Consider the following 14,877-nt stretch of genomic DNA (forward strand, 5'->3'; position numbering starts at 1 on the left):
CGTGGCGCACACGCGCACGCTCGGCGCGGCACAAATGCGCCCGGCCGGAAGGCGATCGGCGAAACCGACGCCCGCGCCCTGTACGAGGCGCGTGGGCAGGAGCGCGACGGTCATCGCACGGCCTCCCGTACGGCCACGCTGAAAGCGCGGGCGCGTGCGCGCAGGGCGGTGAGGCTGCCACCGTCGGCCGCGTCTCCGACGAGGGGGGAGCCTACGCCCACGGCGGTCGCGCCGGCCGTGAGGTAGGCGCGGGCGGCCTGTTCGTCGACGCCGCCGACCGGGACGAGCGGCTCGTGCGGGAAGGGGGCGCGCAGCGCCTTCACATAGGCCGGCCCGCCGGCCTGTGCGGCGGGGAACAGCTTCAGGGCGGTGGCGCCGAGGGACCGTGCGGCGACGATCTCGGTCGGGGTGAACACCCCGGCCAGCACCGGCAGTCCGAGCTCGAGCGCGGCGCTCACGCCCTCTCCGAGCGCCGGGGTGACGGCGAAGTCCGCGCCCGCGTCGTGGGCGGCGTGGGCGTCGTCGGCGGTGAGGACGGTGCCCGCGCCGAGCGGCCGGCCGGGACCGAGGGCGGCGCGGGCGCGTGCGATGACGGACAGGGCGTCCGTCCCGGTGAGCGACACCTCGATGAGTTCGACGCCCTCGTCGGCCAGCGTCAGCACGGTGCGCAGGGCGGCGTCGGCGTCGGTGCCGCGCACGATGGCGACGAGACGGTGGGCGGCCAGTGCGGCCTGGAGATCCACGACTGGGGGTTCCTTCCTGGAAGTGCTCAGGGGCAGCGGCAGTGGGCGGTCAGCGTGAGCCGCCAGCGGACCTCGCCCGACGCGGGTACGCGCGCGGCGTCGTCCGGGCCCGCGTCGGCGAGGCCGAAGACCCGCCCGAGCATCGGTTCGACGCCCGTACTGCGGTAGGGGCGGTCCGCGGGGAAGCCGCCGAGGTTGCGCCACAGGGCGACCGACACCGGCTGACCGTCGGCCTCGACGGACAGGGCCAGCCGGTCCGCCGGGCCGTCGTGGACGCAGGCACGGCCGGTGTCGACGACGGCGCCGACCGCGGTGCCGTCGTCCGGTCCGAACCGGTCGAGGCGCAGTCCGAGGGGTTCGGGCCAGACGCCCTCGGCCCAGGGCGCGTCCGTGGGCCAGGGGCGGTCCAGCAGCGGCGCCGCCTCGGGGTGGAGGCGGGTGCGTGCCCCGTGGGCCAGACGCAGCACCGCGTCCGGTGAGAGGTCGAGCAGCGCGTGGGCCGCCCAGACGAAGCGGAAGCCCGGATCGGCGGTCAGGGTGTAGTGGACCTCGGCGGCCTCACCGGTGGCCCGGATGGCGCGGGCCAGGCCGAAGCCGTCGCAGTCCACGCGTTCCACGTCCCCGTCCCGGTGCCAGCGCCGCGCCCAGGCGTCGCCGTGGTCGGGTGTGCCCCGGACGGTGGGCACGCACTCCTCCAGTCCGCCGGCGTCCACGAACGCGTCGCCGGGGGCGGCTTCGGCCCGTTCGGGCGCCTCCCGGTGCCAGAGCCACTCCCGTCCGCCCGCGGTCAGCGAGGTCCAACGGCCGCCGTGTGCCGGGTCGGTGACGATCCGCGGGGGTGGCACGCTCACCATTCGGCGAAGGAGCCGTCGGGGTGCCGCCACACCGGGTTGCGCCAGGCGTGCCCGGTGCGGTCGGCGGCACGTACGGCGGCCTCGTCGACGGTGATGCCGAGACCGGGCCGGTCGCCGCGCCGCGCGTGTCCGTCCACGAACCGGAAGGGCTCGGGGTCGACGACGTACGACAGCAGGTCGGCGTCCTTGTTGTAGTGGATGCCGCGGCTCTGCTCCTGGATGAGGAAGTTCGGTGTCGCGAAGGCGATCTGGAGACTGGCCGCGAGGGCGATCGGGCCGAGCGGGCAGTGCGGGGCGAGCAGCGCGCCGAAGGTCTCCGCGAGGGAGGCGATGCGGCGCACCTCGGAGATGCCGCCCGCGTGGGACAGATCGGGCTGCGCGACGGCGACCCCGGCGGTGAGCACGGGCAGGAACTCGGCGCGCGAGTAGAGGCGTTCACCGGTGGCGAGCGGCACCGGGCTCATGGCGACCAGTCCGGGCAGCAGATGGCTCTGCTCCGGGACGACGGGTTCCTCGACGAACAGCGGGTGCAGCGGGGCGAGTTCGCCGAGGACGCGGCGGGCGGACGCCGCGGTGAAACGGCCGTGGAAGTCGACGGCGACGTCCCGGTCCGGGCCCAGGACCTCGCGGGCGGCGGCCACCCGGGCGACGACGGCGGCGGTCTCGGCGGCGGTGGCGACGGGGGAGGTGGCGCCGGCCGCGTTCATCTTCACCGCCGTGAAACCGGCCTCGACCTGGGCGGTGATCTGCTCGCGCAGCCGGCTCGGTTCGTCGCCGCCGACCCAGGCGTACACCCGGACGGTGTCCCGTACGGGGCCGCCGAGCAGGGCGTGCACGGGGGCGCCGTAGGCCTGTCCGGCGATGTCCCACAGGGCCTGGTCGAGTCCGGCGACGGCGCTGGAGAGCACGGGGCCGCCCCGGTAGAAGCCGCCCCTGGTGAGCACCTGCCAGTGGTCCTCGATGCGCAACGGGTCCTGGCCGACCAGGAGTTCGGAGAGCACCTCGACGGCGCCGCGCACCACCTCGGCACGGCCCTCGACGACCGGCTCGCCCCAGCCGACGAGGCCGTCGTCGGTCTCGACGCGGCAGAACAGCCAGCGCGGCGGCACGAGGAACGTTTCGATACGGGCGATCTTCACTGCGCGCCGGGGCCTTTCGTGTCGTCGTCGCCGTCGTCGATCCGGTCCAGGTCGCGGCCGGCCTGTTCGAGCAGGGCCCGCATGGCCGCCTCGGCGGCGTCGGCGTCCTGCTCGCGAACGGCGTCCAGTACGGCCCGGTGGGCCGGTACCGGGTTCTCGCTGTGCGGGGAGCTGTGCACGATCCGGTCGCGGTGGGCGAGTCCGGACTCGATGACCATCTCCATGCGTTCGAGCAGTTCGTTGTGGGTGGCGTCGAGCAGCGCCCGGTGGAAGGCCAGGTCCGCCTCGACGGCGTGGCCTGCGTCGCTGTGGTCCTCCCCCATGGCCCGCAGCGCCTCGTCGAGGGCGACGAGGTCGCTCTCGGTGCGCCGCTGCGCGGCGAGGCGGACGGCGGCCGGTTCGATGATGGCGCGCACCTCGGCGAGGTTGCGCAGCAGCGCGCGGTCGGCTTCGGTGGTGCGGCCACCCTCGAACTGCCAGCGCAGTACGTCGGCGTCGAGCAGGTTCCAGTCGCCGCGCGCGCGGACGAAGGTGCCGCGTTTCTGCCGGGCGTCGACCATGCCCTTGGCGGCGAGGACCTTCAGGGACTCGCGCAGGGCGGTAAGGCTCACGTCGAGTTCGCTCTGCAGGGCCACCAGGTCGAGGGTCGCGCCCTCGGGGATGTCCCCGCCCAGGATGCGGCGGGCCAGGGCTTCCACGGTCTGGCCGTGCACACCGCGGCGGGCGTAGCGCGTCATGTCGGAGAGCCTTTCTGCTTCGGGACGGCGGTGGTGGTCATGCGGAGGCCTTGACGACGCTCCAGCCGCCGTCGACCAGGAGGTGCGAGCCGGTGACGAAGGAGGCGTCGTCGCTGCCGAGGAACGCGATGGCGGAGGCGACCTCCGCGGGGGTGCCGAAGCGCCGGGCGGCGGTCTCGGCGACGCTGCGTTCACGGTCGGCGGGCGGGACCCTGTCCCAGGCGGCGGTGAGGATCGGCCCCGGCAGTACGGCGTTGACGCGCACCTCGGGCCCGTACTCCACGGCGAGCTGTCCGCACAGGGAGAGCAGGGCGCCCTTGGAGGCGGCGTAGGCGGGGTGACCGGGGATGCCCTTGTGGGCGTGGACGGAGGAGGTGAGCACGACGGCGCCGCGCCGGGCGCGCAGATCGGGCAGGACGGCGCGGAAGCCGAGGAAGCTGCCGGTGACGTTGACGGAGAGCTGCCGTTGCCAGGAGTCGAGGGACAGCTCGTGGGCGGGGGCGACATCGACGGTGTAGGCGTTGCAGACCAGGAGGTCCACGGGGCCGTAGCCGTGGGCGGCTTCCACGACGCGGTCCCAGTCCGCCTCGGCGGTGACGTCGGCGCGGACGAAGGCGGCCCGGCCGCCGCCGTCGGTGATCCGCCCGGCGACGGCCCGGCCGGCCGTCCCGGAGATGTCGGCGAGCACCACGGCGGCTCCTTCCTGCGCGAGGCGCTCGGCCGTGGCGGCGCCGATGCCGGAGGCCGCTCCGGTGACCACGGCCGTACGGCCGTGGTAGCGGGCGCCTTGGCGTGGTGCGGGCTGGTCCATCGTGGGGTGGGACTCCTTCGCGGTGTCGGTGACTCGGTGTGCGGGCAACATATGCCGGGCCGGGGTTACTGGCGTGTCAGGACGACCAGTTCGGCGTCGTGGCCGGCGCTCCACGCGAACGGCAGGCCGTAGTGCAGCAGATGGGATCCGCCGTACGTCGTGCCGGTCGCGGTGTCGTGGTAGCGGGCGGCGGGGTCGAGGCCGCGCGGCCGCAGCCGCGCGGGGCGGCCGGGGACGAGCGGGGCGCCGTCGAGCCGTCCGGTGCTGAAGGCGGCCACGACGGTGCGCCGGCCGTCCGGGGCGTCGTACTGGACGCCGCAGGTGGGGTCGTCCGGGGTGCCGAGGAGATGCGCCTCGCCGTGGTGGATCACCTCGCGCACCTCCTTGTAGCGGGCGGTCCACCGGGCCGCCTCCGCACGCTGTCCGGGTCCCCAGGCGCGCAGGTCGGCGCCGATGCCGAGGACTCCGCACATGGCGGTGACGAAGCGGAAGGCGAGGCTGCGTGGGCGCGGGTCGAACAGGCCGGGGGCGTCGGTGACCCAGGAGCTCATCACATGCGGGGCGTGGACGTGCAGAAAACCGTACTGGATGCGCAGCCGGTCCAGGGGCGCGGTGTTGTCGCTGGGCCAGACGACGTCGGTGCGGGCGATGGTGGCGTGGTCGACGCGTCCGCCGCCGCCGGCGCAGCCCTCTACGGTGACGTGCGGGTGGGCGGTGCGCAGATGGTCCAGGACGCGAAGGTAGCCGCGGACGTGTGCGGCGTCCAGGTCGAGCTCGCCCGCCGGCCCGGCGCCGGGGCGTCCGCGTTCGGTGGGCGGGCGGTTCATGTCCCACTTGAGGTAGGAGATGTCGTAGGTGGTGAGCAGCCGGTCGAGGGTGCCGGTGACGAAGTCCTGGACGTCCTCGCGGCCGAGGTCCAGCAGGAGCTGGTTGCGGACCAGGCGGGCGGGCCGGTCCTCGACGCGGTAGACCCACTCGGGGTGTTGGGCGTGCAGGCGACTGCCGGGGCTGACCGCCTCCGGCTCCACCCACAGGCCGAAGTCCAGTCCCAGCGCCCGCACCTGGCCGATGAAGCGGTCGAATCCCCGCGGGAAGGCGGCGGGGTCCGGGTGCCAGTCGCCCAGTCCCCCGGTGTCGTCGGCGCGGCCGGTGAACCAGCCGTCGTCCACGACGAACAGTTCCGCCCCGATACCGGCGGCGGCCTCGGCGAGTTCCAGCTGCCCGGCGGCGTCGACGTCGAAGCCGGTGGCCTCCCAGGAGTTGTAGAGGACCTTGCGGGTGCGGTGGGTCCGCTCGCCGGTCAGCAGGCGTTCGTAGCGGTGCTGGGCGCGGGCCAGTCCGTCGAGCCCGTCGGGGCTGAACACGCAGGCCAGCTTGGGGGTGGTGAGGGTGTCGCCGGGGGCGAGGAGCACCGCGCCCTCGTGCGGTACGCGTCCGGCGCGGACCCGTACGGCTCCGCCCGGTTCGGCCTCGGCGGTGATGTGCCAGTTGCCGGGCCACTCCAGGGCCACGCCGTAGGTGGGCGCGGGGCCGTCGTGCGGTGCCGAGCGGTCCTGTACGGCGAGCCAGGGCGCGTAGGCGTGTCCGGGCACTCCCTGGACGCTGCCGATGGTGAAGGTGCCCCGGGTCAGGTCGAGTTGGGTGCGCTGGAATTCCTGCGACCACTGTCCGGCGAGGCAGGTCAGCCGTACGCCGTCGCTCGCGGGGATGTTGACGGCCGCGGAGTCGAACCGCTCCAGGCGCAGGGGTTCGCCGCCGGTGCAGGTGTGCTCGGTCCAGCGCCGCACGACGTCCGTGCCGGGCACGGTGGCGTAGCACAGGACGGTGCGCAGCCCGAGGACGTCGTCGGTGAACGCCAGCCGCAGTGTGCCCTCACCCTCCTCGGCGCCCGCGAACTCCCACCACACTCCGCGGGCGCCGCCGGGGCGGGACGCGATGAGGTCGGCGCCGGTGAACGGGCGCAGGCCGGACGGCAGATACTCGGCCGGGGCGGTGTCGGCGGGGGTGATGAAGTGGGTGCGCCGGGACCGGCCGAGAGCGGATGGGCCGTCCTCGCTGCCGTGCGGTCCCCAGGCGTCGAGTTCGGCCCAGGGGCCGTCGTCGGAGAGCCGCACGGTGTAGCTCGTACGGTCGGTGCGCAGGGTCCAGCGGTGGTGTGTCACTTGACCGCTCCGAGGTTGAGGCCGGCCACGAAGTGCCGCTGGAAGCGCAGGAACACGGCCACGGTGGGCGCGGCGGCGATGACGGATCCGGCGGCGATGACGTTCCACATGGAGACGTACTGGCCCTGGAGTCCGATGAGGGCGGCGGTGATGGGCATCTTGGTGTCGGTGCGCAGCACGGTGATGGCCCACAGCAGGTCGTTGAAGATCCAGGTGAAGGACAGGGCGCTGAGGGCGGCCAGCGCGGGCCGGGTGAGCGGGAGGATGATCCGCCAGAAGATCTGCCAGGGCCCCGCACCGTCGACGACGGCCGCCTGCTGGATCTCGGGCGGGATGGCGCGCATGAAACCGTGCAGGACGAAGACGTAGAAGCCGACGCCGAAGCCGATCTGTACGCCGATCAGGGCGGGCAGGGTGTCGTAGACGCCCATGAGTTCGCTGAGCTTGGACACCGGGATGAGCAGGATCTGCGGCGGGAGCAGATTGCCGCCGAGCATCAGCAGCAGCAGGGAGCGCCGGAAGGGCAGTGCGTAGCGGCTGAGGGCGAAGGCGGCCATGGCGGCCAGCGCCAGGGTGACCAGTACGGTCGGGACGGTCACCAGCAGGCTGTTGATCAGGGCGCGCTGCTGGCCGCCGTCGACCCAGGCCCGGGCGAAGTTGCCGAGGGTGAAGGAGTGCGGCCGGCTGCCCAGGCCGTGGGCGGCGATGTCGTCGAAGGAGCGCACGCTGGTCACCAGGACCAGGGCGATGGGCAGCAGCCACAGCACGGCGAGGGTGCCGGCGCCGAGGTGGAACCCGGCGGTCGCGAGGCGCCGGCGGCGCAGGGCCGACGGGGTGTGGGCGGTCGCCATCAGTCGGCCTCCCGGAAGGCGCGGACGAGGTAGGAGGCGATGACCCCGAACGCGAGGACGAAGATCACGACGGCCAGGGCGGAGCCGTAGCCGAGGCGCAGGGACTGGAAGGCGGTGGAGTACATGTAGGTGCTCAGCAGCTCGGACGAGTGGTAGGGGCCGCCGCGGGTCAGCGACCACACGACGTCGAAGGAGCGCAGCGAGTCGATGACGATGACGGACAGGACGACGGCGTTGACGCCGCGCAGCTGGGGCAGGGTGACATGCCGGAGGCGCTGCCAGGGTCCGGCGCCGTCGACCTTGGCGGCCTCGTGGAGGGCGGGGTCGATGCCCTTGAGGCCGGCCAGGTACAGCACCATGACATAGCCGATCTGCCGCCACAGGGCGGGCACGATCACCGCGTACAGGGCGGTGTCCCGGTCGGCGAGCCAGGCGTGCCGCAGGCTCTCCAGGCCGACGGACTCGAGGACCTGGTTGAGGACTCCGTCGGGCTGGTAGACGGCCTGCCAGACCAGGGCGGTGGCGACCAGGGAGAAGACGACGGGCAGGAACAGGGCGGCCCGGTAGAAGCCGACGCCGCGTCGTTCCTGCTGGAGCAGGAGTGCGGTGGCCAGGCCGAGGACGGCGGACAGACCGCCGAACAGGACCAGCCAGAGCACGGTGTTCCAGGTGGCGTCGCGGAACGTGTCGTCGCCCGCCATCTCCCGGAAGTTGTCCAGGCCGACGAACGTGGGCGCGGACACCCCGTCCCAGCTGGTCAGGGCGAGGTAGAAGCCCTGGAGGGCGGGCCAGAACACCCACACGGCCTCGGCGAGCAGCGGGACGAGGACGAAGGCGAGCACCAGCGGGGGTGTGCGGCGGGCGCCCCGGCCCCGCCTGCCGCGGGGCGGTGCGGGGGCCGGGGAGGTGCTTTTCGTGGTGGTCAGGACGGCCACGTCAGACGTTCCAGATCTTCTCGGCGTCGCGCTGCCAGGTGGTGAGGATCGAGCCGATCGACTCGGGCTCGGCGATGAACCGGGTCAGCGCGTTGTCGGCGGTGGGCTGGAGGGCGTCGCTGGAGTCCCGGTTGAAGAACTGGGTGATCTCCGCCGCCTCCTCGATGTGTGCCCGCCCCTTGACGACCAGCGGGGTGCCGGCGTCCCTGGCGTCGGGGTGACAGGGCAGGACCGTACCGGAGGAGCCCTTGATGTAGATCTCCTGCGCCTCGGCGGTGCCCAGGTAGCGCATCAGGTCGATCACCTCGTCGTGGCGGCCGGTGCGGGCGCCGGCGAAGTACCCGTCGGTGGGGGCCTCCTCGGCGAGCGGGACCTTCGGGTCGATGACCGGGAAGCGGAAGAAGTCGATGTCGTCCAGGGCGTCCTTCGGGGCCGCGTCGGCGAAGAAGGTGCCGATCAGCATCATGCCGCTGCGGCCGTTGAGCATGGACGTGGACGCGTCCTGGAAGGCGACGGCGGTGCCGTCCGGGTCGAAGTACGGCAGCACCTCCTGCCAGCGGTCGAACACCTTGCGCACCTCGGGGTCGTCGAAGCGGTGCTCACCGGCGAGAAGCCCGCGGTGGTAGTCGGCGCCGTTGATACGGATGTCCAGGTAGTCGAACCAGGCGGAGGCCACCCAGGCGGTGTTGCCGCCGGCGCCGAGCCCGATGGGGCTGATGCCCTGGCTCTTGAGCTTGTCGCACAGGTCGAGGAAGTCGTCCCAGCTCTTCGGCTCGCTGACGCCCCACTCGGCGAAGTGGGACTTCCGGTAGAACATGCCCCACCAGTAGTAGGTGGTGGGGACGAAGACCTTCTTGCCGGAGGCCGCCGTGCACAGACTGTTCAGCGCCCTGGAGTAGCCCGCGAGCTCGGGGGACTCCCAGACCTCGCCGAGGTCGAGCAGCAGGTCCTTGCGGGCGTAGGCGTCGGCGACCGAGCCGGGGTACCAGGTGTACACGTCCGGCGGGTTGGCCGAGGTGAGGTACGTGGGCAGTTGGGTGCGGAAGGTCTCGGCGGCCACGGTGTTCAGGCTGACCTCGCCGGTACCCTTCTCGGCGTATGCGGCGACGAGGTCCTCCATCGCGGCCTTCGCCTGCGGGGCGGACAGGTTGGACTGGAGGGTCACCGCTCCCCCGGAGGCGCTCTTGCCGGAGGAGCCGGAGGTCACGCAGCCGCTGAGCAGGGACGCCGTACCGGCGGCGCCGAGTCCGGCGAGGAAGCGGCGTCGGCTGGTCTGGTGGTTCGTCATGGAGCACTCCCTGGGGATCCGCGCGGCCGGCGCCGGCCCTCGTACGGCCGGCGCCCGCTCGCGGCGGATCCAGGTTCGCGTGGCGTTCGCGCCACGTCAAGGATAATTACTAATTTATTCGAGCTAGAGGCGGTGGCACGGCGGGTGTGTCACGGCGAAGACTGTGGCGCCACACGGAACCCCTGTCAATAATTATTCCTAATTTATTTATTGAAGGACGGGTACACGAAGGCCCCGGCGTCCCCTCCTGGGGTGCGCCGGGGCCCGACGGTGTGTCCGGCCGTCACCGGGCGGACAGATAGTCCTCGACTCCCGGAGCCGCGTGCGCCTCCTCCGCGTTCACCACTCCGCCGACCGCTCCGGCGTCGGGCCTCAGCACATACGTCTCGACGCTCGCGGGACGGTTCACGTCCGAGAAGTTCTGGGCGGTGCCGAGGCCCGTGTCGGCCTTGGTCTGCGCGCGGTGCGCCTTGACGACGTCCTCACGGGTGAGGCCGCCCGCCTCGCAGGCCGCCTTCAGGTCGGCGCCCATCAGCTCCGCCGCGTTGTACCCGGACAGCACCCCGGAGTCGACCGGCGAGTCGGGGTACTTCTTCCGGTACGCCGCGACCATGCTCTTCACACCCGGCAGATCGGAGCTGACCGCCGGTGCGGCGCTCACGATGCTGAGCATCGCCGCCAGGGCCGGGGCTGCGGGGGTCTTCATCAGCTGGGGCGCGAAGCCGGGGGCGCTGCTGACGACGGGGACCTTCAGTCCGCGGGAGGCGGCGACCCCGACGAGGGAGGCGGTCTGCGCGGGTCCCGCGCTGATCAGGATGGCCTTCACTCCCTCCTTGCGCAGGGCCGACACCTGGGCCGACAGATCCGTGTCCGTGGCCTGGATCTTCTGCCCGGCCACCTTCATGCCGGCCTGCTGAGCCGCCCAGGTGGACCCCTCCAGCGCGTTGGCGCCGTAGTCGCCCTCGAAGTAGACGTGACCGATGGTGTCGCCCTTCTTCAGGCCCTTGGTGCGGGTCAGGAACTCCACGGCCGCGATCATGTCGACGTCGTAGGTGGTGCCGAGCACCTGGACGGCGTCCTTGCCGAGCAGTGAGGCCGCCCAGGCCTGCGGGAAGGTGAGCATCTTGTCCCGCTCGATGTCGTCGAGCAGGGCCGCGACCACCGGGGAGCCGATGACCTGGGGCAGCGCCACGACGTCCGGGGCGATGTCGGCGTAGGCGGTGACCGCCTTCTGTACGTCGTAGCCGTGGTCCTTGACGACGATCTCCACCTTGCGCTCGCAGATGCCGCCCTTGGCGTTGGTCTCGTCGGCCCACATCTGCTGGGCCTGCACGATGCTCTTGCCGAGCGTGGCGTAGGGGCCGGTCAGGTCGGTGAGGGCGCCCAGCTTGATGGTGTCGGCGCCGACACCGGGTCCGGTGCGGAGGCCGTCGGCGGCCTCGCCGCCCTTGTCGCCGCCGCCCGCCTTGGAGCTGCATCCGCTGACCGCGAGCAGCAGGGCGAGGGCGCCGGCGAGGACGGTCCCGGCGGTGCGGTGCCGGTTGCGGCGCCTGGGGTGCGTGGTGTTCACGGGGTGTGCTCCTTGGGTCGTGCGGCCGGTTGCGGTGGCGAAGGGACGACGGTTTCCGGGGTGGGGGTACGGGGGTGGCGGCGCCGTACGCGGTCCCGGAGCCGGCGTGTCAGACCGTGCAGGCCGTCGGGGGCGTACAGCAGGACCAGGACGATCGCCGCGCCGTAGAGGTAGCGGGCCGCCTCGGTGGGGCCCACCGCCCCCTCCGCGGAGCCGGGCGCGGTCACCAGCGGGAGCTGGTCGGCGTAGCGGGTCATCAGCAGCGGGAGCGCGGTGACGAAGACGGCGCCGGCGGTGGCTCCCGCGACGGAACCGAGGCCGCCGATGACGATCATGGCGAGGTAGTCGACGGAGAGCGCGAGGGAGAAGTAGTCCGGGACCACGCGGCGGAAGGCGAGCGCCAGGAGCACCCCCGCGAGGCCCGCGTACATCGACGAGACCACGAAGGCGGCCGAGCGGTGACGGGCGACGTCCACGCCCATCACGGCGGCCGCGGTCTCGCTGTCGCGCAGGGCGACCAGCGCCCGGCCGGGGCGTCCGCGCAGCAGGCCGCGGGCGGTGAACCAGGTGAACGCGAACAGGGTCAGTCCCAGGAACCACAGTCGCTCCTCGGCGCCGAACGGCACGCCGAGGACGGTCAGTTCGGGGTCGCTCTGAGCGAAGCCGAACCCGCCGAGGGTCAGCGGGGGCACGGAGCGGCCGTTGAAGCCGCCCGTGACGGAGTCCGCGGTGAGCAGCACATGGTGACCGAGGAAGACCAGCGCGAGGGTGGCGATGCCGAGGTAGATGCCCTTGACCCGGGCGGCGACGGGACTGAACAGTCCGCCGGCCGCCCCCGCGAGCAGGACCGCGAGGAGCGCGGCGAGGGCCGGGGGCAGTCCCGGGCCGGGTTCGCCCGCGAGCCAGGCATAGCCGTAGGCGCCGACGGCGAGGAAGAAGGCGTGCCCGAGGGAGAGCTGTCCGGCGGTGCCGCTGAGCAGGGCGAGGCCGATCGCGCCGATGGCCGCCGCCATGGAGAACAGGCCGATGCGCAGCCAGAACGCGTCCAGGTAGAACGGCGGCAGGCACAGGACGACGGCGACCAGCAGGAGCGAGGCACGGCGTCGGGTGAGCAAGCCGGGAAGTCGGTCAGACACGGGCCGTTCCCTTCGCGCCGAACAGCCCGGTGGGCCGCACCAGGAGGACGAGCAGCATCACGGCGTACGGGGCGACGTCGCCGAAGCCCTCGCCGAGGACGTGCAGATCGGACCCGTAGCCGACGACGAGCGCCTCGGTCAGGCCGATGATCATGCTGCCCGCCAGGGCACCGGCCGGGGAGGCGAGGCCGCCGAGGATCGCGGCGGGGAAGGCGTTGAGGGCGATCTGGCCGGTGGTGCGCTCCAGCCCGGGGGCGGGGAACGCGGCGAGGAACACTGCGGCCAGCGCGGCAAGCGCGCCCGCCAGGCACCAGGCGCCGGCGCGCACCCTGCTGAGCCGTACGCCCATGAGGGCGGCCGCCTCCAGGTCCTCCGCCGCCGCCCGCAGGGACAGGCCCCAGGCGGTGAACCGGAAGAGCGCGAACACCGCGCCGATGACCAGGGCCGACACCACGATCGCGGCGAGCCGGCTGTCGGCGACGGTCAGCGGCCCCAGCTCGGTCACCGAGTCGCCCCACGGGTCGCCCAGGGACAGCAGGTCGCCGCCGATGCGCCGGGACAGATCCGTGAGCAGGACGATGTCGACGCCGATGGTGACGATGGTCTGCACATGCGCCGAGTGGGCGTCCTGGCCGCCACGTTGCAGCAGGAACCGGTCGAGTACGCCCGCGAGGGCGGCCGTGGCGAGGACGGCCAGCGCGAGTGCCCCGGCGAATCCGAGGTCGTCGTGCAGGACGGCGGTGAGGTAGCCGCCGAACAGCAGCAGGGAGCCGTGGGCGAAGTTGAGGACGCCGGAGGCCTTGAAGATGACGACGAAGCCGAGCGCGACCAGCGCGTAGACCGAGCCGAGGGCCAGCCCGCCGAGGATGTTGTCGAGGAATGCCGTCATGCCGCGTCCTCCCCGGGCGCGTCGGTGCCGAGGTAGGCGCGCAGCACCTCCGGGTCCTGGCGGACCTCGTCGGGGGTGCCGTGGGCGATGCGTCTGCCGAAGTCGAGCACGGTGACGTCGTCGGCGAGACGCATGACGAGGCCCATGTCGTGCTCCACGAGGACGATGGACAGGCCGAGTTCGGCGCGGAGTTCGCCCACCGCCTCGGCGGTACGGGCGCGTTCGGCGGCGTTCATGCCGGCCACCGGTTCGTCGAGGAGCAGCACACGGGGCTCCAGGCAGAGGGCGCGGGCGAGTTCGACGCGCTTGCGGTCGCCGTAGGGCAGCAGGGCGACGGGACTGTCGAAGTGGGCGCCCAGACCGGTGAGTTCGGCGATCTCGCGGGCTCTTTCGAGGTGCTCGCGCTGTTCCCGCACGGCGCTCGGCAGGCGCAGCGCGGTGGCCGCGAAACCGGCGCGGGTGAGGGCGTGGCGGCCGAGCATCAGGTTGTCGGCGACGGTGCCGTGGGTGGTGACGATGTTCTGGAAGGTGCGGGCCACGCCGAGCGCGGCGATACGGTGCGGGGCGAGCCGGGTCAGCTCGGTGCCGCCGAGTGTCACCGTGCCGGCGGCCGGGCGGCACAGACCGGACAGCACGTTGAAGCAGGTGGACTTGCCGGCGCCGTTGGGTCCGATGAGCGCGTGCACCGAGCCCGGGGTGACGGTGAAGGAGACGCCGTCGAGGGCGGTGAGTCCGGCGAAGCGCACGGTGACGTCCCGTACGTCGAGCACGGGCGGCGGCGCGGTGGTGGTGCGGTCGGTCACGCCGCCCCCTGGTCCTCGGCCGACTCGCCCAGGTAGAGGCGGCGTACGGCGTCGGTGCGGGCGAGTTCGCCGGCGGGGCCTTCGAGGCGGGTCTCGCCGACCTCCAGGACGTGGGCGTGGTCGGCGAGGGAGAGCGCCATTCCGGCGTTCTGCTCGACGAGGAGTACGGCGGTGCCCTGGGCGTTGATCTCGCGGATCACCTCGGCGATGCGGTGCACCATCTGCGGGGCGAGGCCCAGGGAGGGCTCGTCGAGGAGCAGCAGGCGCGGGGCGGCCATCAGGGCGCGGCCGATCGCGAGCATCTGCTGCTCGCCGCCGGAGAGCAGGCCGGCTGCCTGGTGGGTGCGTTCGGCGAGACGGGGGAAGAGCGTGAAGACGCGGTCGCGGGACTCCTGGATCTGGGCGGTACGGGTGCGGCGGCTGAGGCCGAGGCCGCCGGAGCGGAGGTTCTCGTCGACGGAGAGGCCGGCGAACACCCGTCGCCCTTCGGGGACTTGGACTACTCCGGCACGGACCGCGGCGACCGGGTCCCCGCCGTCGAGGACCGTGTCGCCGTAGCGGATGGTGCCGGCCGTGATCGCGCCCCGGTGCAGGCGCAGGGTGCCGGAGACCGCCCGCAGGAGGGTCGTCTTGCCCGCCCCGTTGGCGCCGAGGAGGGCGACGACGGTGGCGGGCGGGACGGTCAGGGACACGGAGCGGAGGGCGGACAGGGCACGGCCGTAGGTGACGTCGACGGTCGCCACGCGCAGCGTGGGTGAGCTGTCCGGTGGGGCTTCGGGCATCGCGACTCCTCGGGGCCGGGGCGCGGGGCGCGGCGGCTTCGGGGGGCAGGGGTGCCTCACGACAGCATGGGGGTGGGCGGGGGGTACAGGTTTTGGGGGTCGTACGCTGCGGCGTACCAATGGGGGTGGGTGGGGGTTGTGCCGGTGCCCAGGCGGGCCCGTTGCCGGGCCCCTCTG

Annotated in this window: 14 protein-coding genes; all 14 read right to left on the reverse strand. The window is 73.1% G+C overall.

Features of this window, described 5'->3' with window-relative positions:
* Positions 1-110 precede the first annotated feature (110 nt).
* Positions 111-743 (reverse strand): bifunctional 4-hydroxy-2-oxoglutarate aldolase/2-dehydro-3-deoxy-phosphogluconate aldolase, encoded by a 633-nt coding sequence (locus ACGFR9_RS26280; RefSeq protein ID WP_393212749.1) that lies wholly within the window; start codon positions 741-743, stop codon positions 111-113.
* Between the two features lie 26 nt (positions 744-769).
* Positions 770-1,588, reverse strand: coding sequence for a hypothetical protein (locus ACGFR9_RS26285; RefSeq protein WP_393212751.1), 819 nt, complete (start codon positions 1,586-1,588; stop codon positions 770-772).
* Positions 1,589-1,590: 2 nt separating this feature from the next.
* Positions 1,591-2,736, reverse strand: coding sequence for a galactonate dehydratase (gene dgoD / locus ACGFR9_RS26290; RefSeq protein ID WP_393212753.1), 1,146 nt, complete (start codon positions 2,734-2,736; stop codon positions 1,591-1,593).
* The gene (locus ACGFR9_RS26295; RefSeq protein ID WP_393212755.1) at positions 2,733-3,473 is read right to left on the reverse strand and encodes a FadR/GntR family transcriptional regulator; all 741 of its coding nucleotides are present in this window, start codon (positions 3,471-3,473) and stop codon (positions 2,733-2,735) included. Before ACGFR9_RS26295 ends, dgoD begins: the two co-directional genes overlap by 4 nt.
* Positions 3,474-3,510: 37 nt before the next feature.
* Positions 3,511-4,284: an SDR family NAD(P)-dependent oxidoreductase gene (locus ACGFR9_RS26300; RefSeq protein WP_393212757.1), complete on the reverse strand. Its 774-nt coding sequence runs from the start codon at positions 4,282-4,284 to the stop codon at positions 3,511-3,513.
* A gap of 65 nt (positions 4,285-4,349) precedes the next feature.
* A complete protein-coding gene (locus ACGFR9_RS26305) occupies positions 4,350-6,446 on the reverse strand; it encodes an alpha-galactosidase (RefSeq protein WP_393212759.1) in 2,097 nt (698 codons plus the stop codon).
* A complete protein-coding gene (locus tag ACGFR9_RS26310) occupies positions 6,443-7,297 on the reverse strand; it encodes a carbohydrate ABC transporter permease (RefSeq protein WP_393212761.1) in 855 nt (284 codons plus the stop codon). Before ACGFR9_RS26310 ends, ACGFR9_RS26305 begins: the two co-directional genes overlap by 4 nt.
* Positions 7,297-8,232 carry a carbohydrate ABC transporter permease gene (locus ACGFR9_RS26315; protein WP_393212762.1) on the reverse strand — a complete coding sequence of 312 codons (936 nt, stop codon included), beginning with the start codon at positions 8,230-8,232 and terminating at the stop codon, positions 7,297-7,299. Before ACGFR9_RS26315 ends, ACGFR9_RS26310 begins: the two co-directional genes overlap by 1 nt.
* A gap of 1 nt (position 8,233) precedes the next feature.
* Positions 8,234-9,520, reverse strand: coding sequence for an ABC transporter substrate-binding protein (locus tag ACGFR9_RS26320; RefSeq protein ID WP_393212764.1), 1,287 nt, complete (start codon positions 9,518-9,520; stop codon positions 8,234-8,236).
* Between the two features lie 283 nt (positions 9,521-9,803).
* Positions 9,804-11,090, reverse strand: a complete 1,287-nt coding sequence (locus tag ACGFR9_RS26325; RefSeq protein ID WP_393212766.1) for an ABC transporter substrate-binding protein — start codon at positions 11,088-11,090, stop codon at positions 9,804-9,806.
* Positions 11,087-12,226 carry a branched-chain amino acid ABC transporter permease gene (locus ACGFR9_RS26330; protein ID WP_393212768.1) on the reverse strand — a complete coding sequence of 380 codons (1,140 nt, stop codon included), beginning with the start codon at positions 12,224-12,226 and terminating at the stop codon, positions 11,087-11,089. The genes ACGFR9_RS26325 and ACGFR9_RS26330 overlap by 4 nt, the downstream gene beginning before the upstream one ends.
* Positions 12,219-13,115, reverse strand: a complete 897-nt coding sequence (locus ACGFR9_RS26335; protein ID WP_393212770.1) for a branched-chain amino acid ABC transporter permease — start codon at positions 13,113-13,115, stop codon at positions 12,219-12,221. The genes ACGFR9_RS26330 and ACGFR9_RS26335 overlap by 8 nt, the downstream gene beginning before the upstream one ends.
* Positions 13,112-13,918: an ABC transporter ATP-binding protein gene (locus tag ACGFR9_RS26340; RefSeq protein WP_393212772.1), complete on the reverse strand. Its 807-nt coding sequence runs from the start codon at positions 13,916-13,918 to the stop codon at positions 13,112-13,114. The genes ACGFR9_RS26335 and ACGFR9_RS26340 overlap by 4 nt, the downstream gene beginning before the upstream one ends.
* Positions 13,915-14,700, reverse strand: coding sequence for an ABC transporter ATP-binding protein (locus tag ACGFR9_RS26345; protein ID WP_393212774.1), 786 nt, complete (start codon positions 14,698-14,700; stop codon positions 13,915-13,917). Before ACGFR9_RS26345 ends, ACGFR9_RS26340 begins: the two co-directional genes overlap by 4 nt.
* Positions 14,701-14,877 lie beyond the last annotated feature (177 nt).

It is taken from the genome of Streptomyces sp. NPDC048584, assembly GCF_043199595.1.
GTDB lineage: Bacteria > Actinomycetota > Actinomycetes > Streptomycetales > Streptomycetaceae > Streptomyces > Streptomyces edwardsiae.

Excerpts from the sequence above, each read along its gene's own strand:
- ACGFR9_RS26295 (WP_393212755.1), bottom strand. The coding sequence starts at position 3,473 with ATGACGCGCTACGCCCGCCGCGGTGTGCACGGCCAGACCGTGGAAGCC.
- ACGFR9_RS26300 (WP_393212757.1), bottom strand. The coding sequence starts at position 4,284 with ATGGACCAGCCCGCACCACGCCAAGGCGCCCGCTACCACGGCCGTACG.
- ACGFR9_RS26310 (WP_393212761.1), bottom strand. The coding sequence starts at position 7,297 with ATGGCGACCGCCCACACCCCGTCGGCCCTGCGCCGCCGGCGCCTCGCG.
- ACGFR9_RS26320 (WP_393212764.1), bottom strand. The coding sequence starts at position 9,520 with ATGACGAACCACCAGACCAGCCGACGCCGCTTCCTCGCCGGACTCGGC.
- ACGFR9_RS26335 (WP_393212770.1), bottom strand. The coding sequence starts at position 13,115 with ATGACGGCATTCCTCGACAACATCCTCGGCGGGCTGGCCCTCGGCTCG.
- ACGFR9_RS26345 (WP_393212774.1), bottom strand. The coding sequence starts at position 14,700 with ATGCCCGAAGCCCCACCGGACAGCTCACCCACGCTGCGCGTGGCGACC.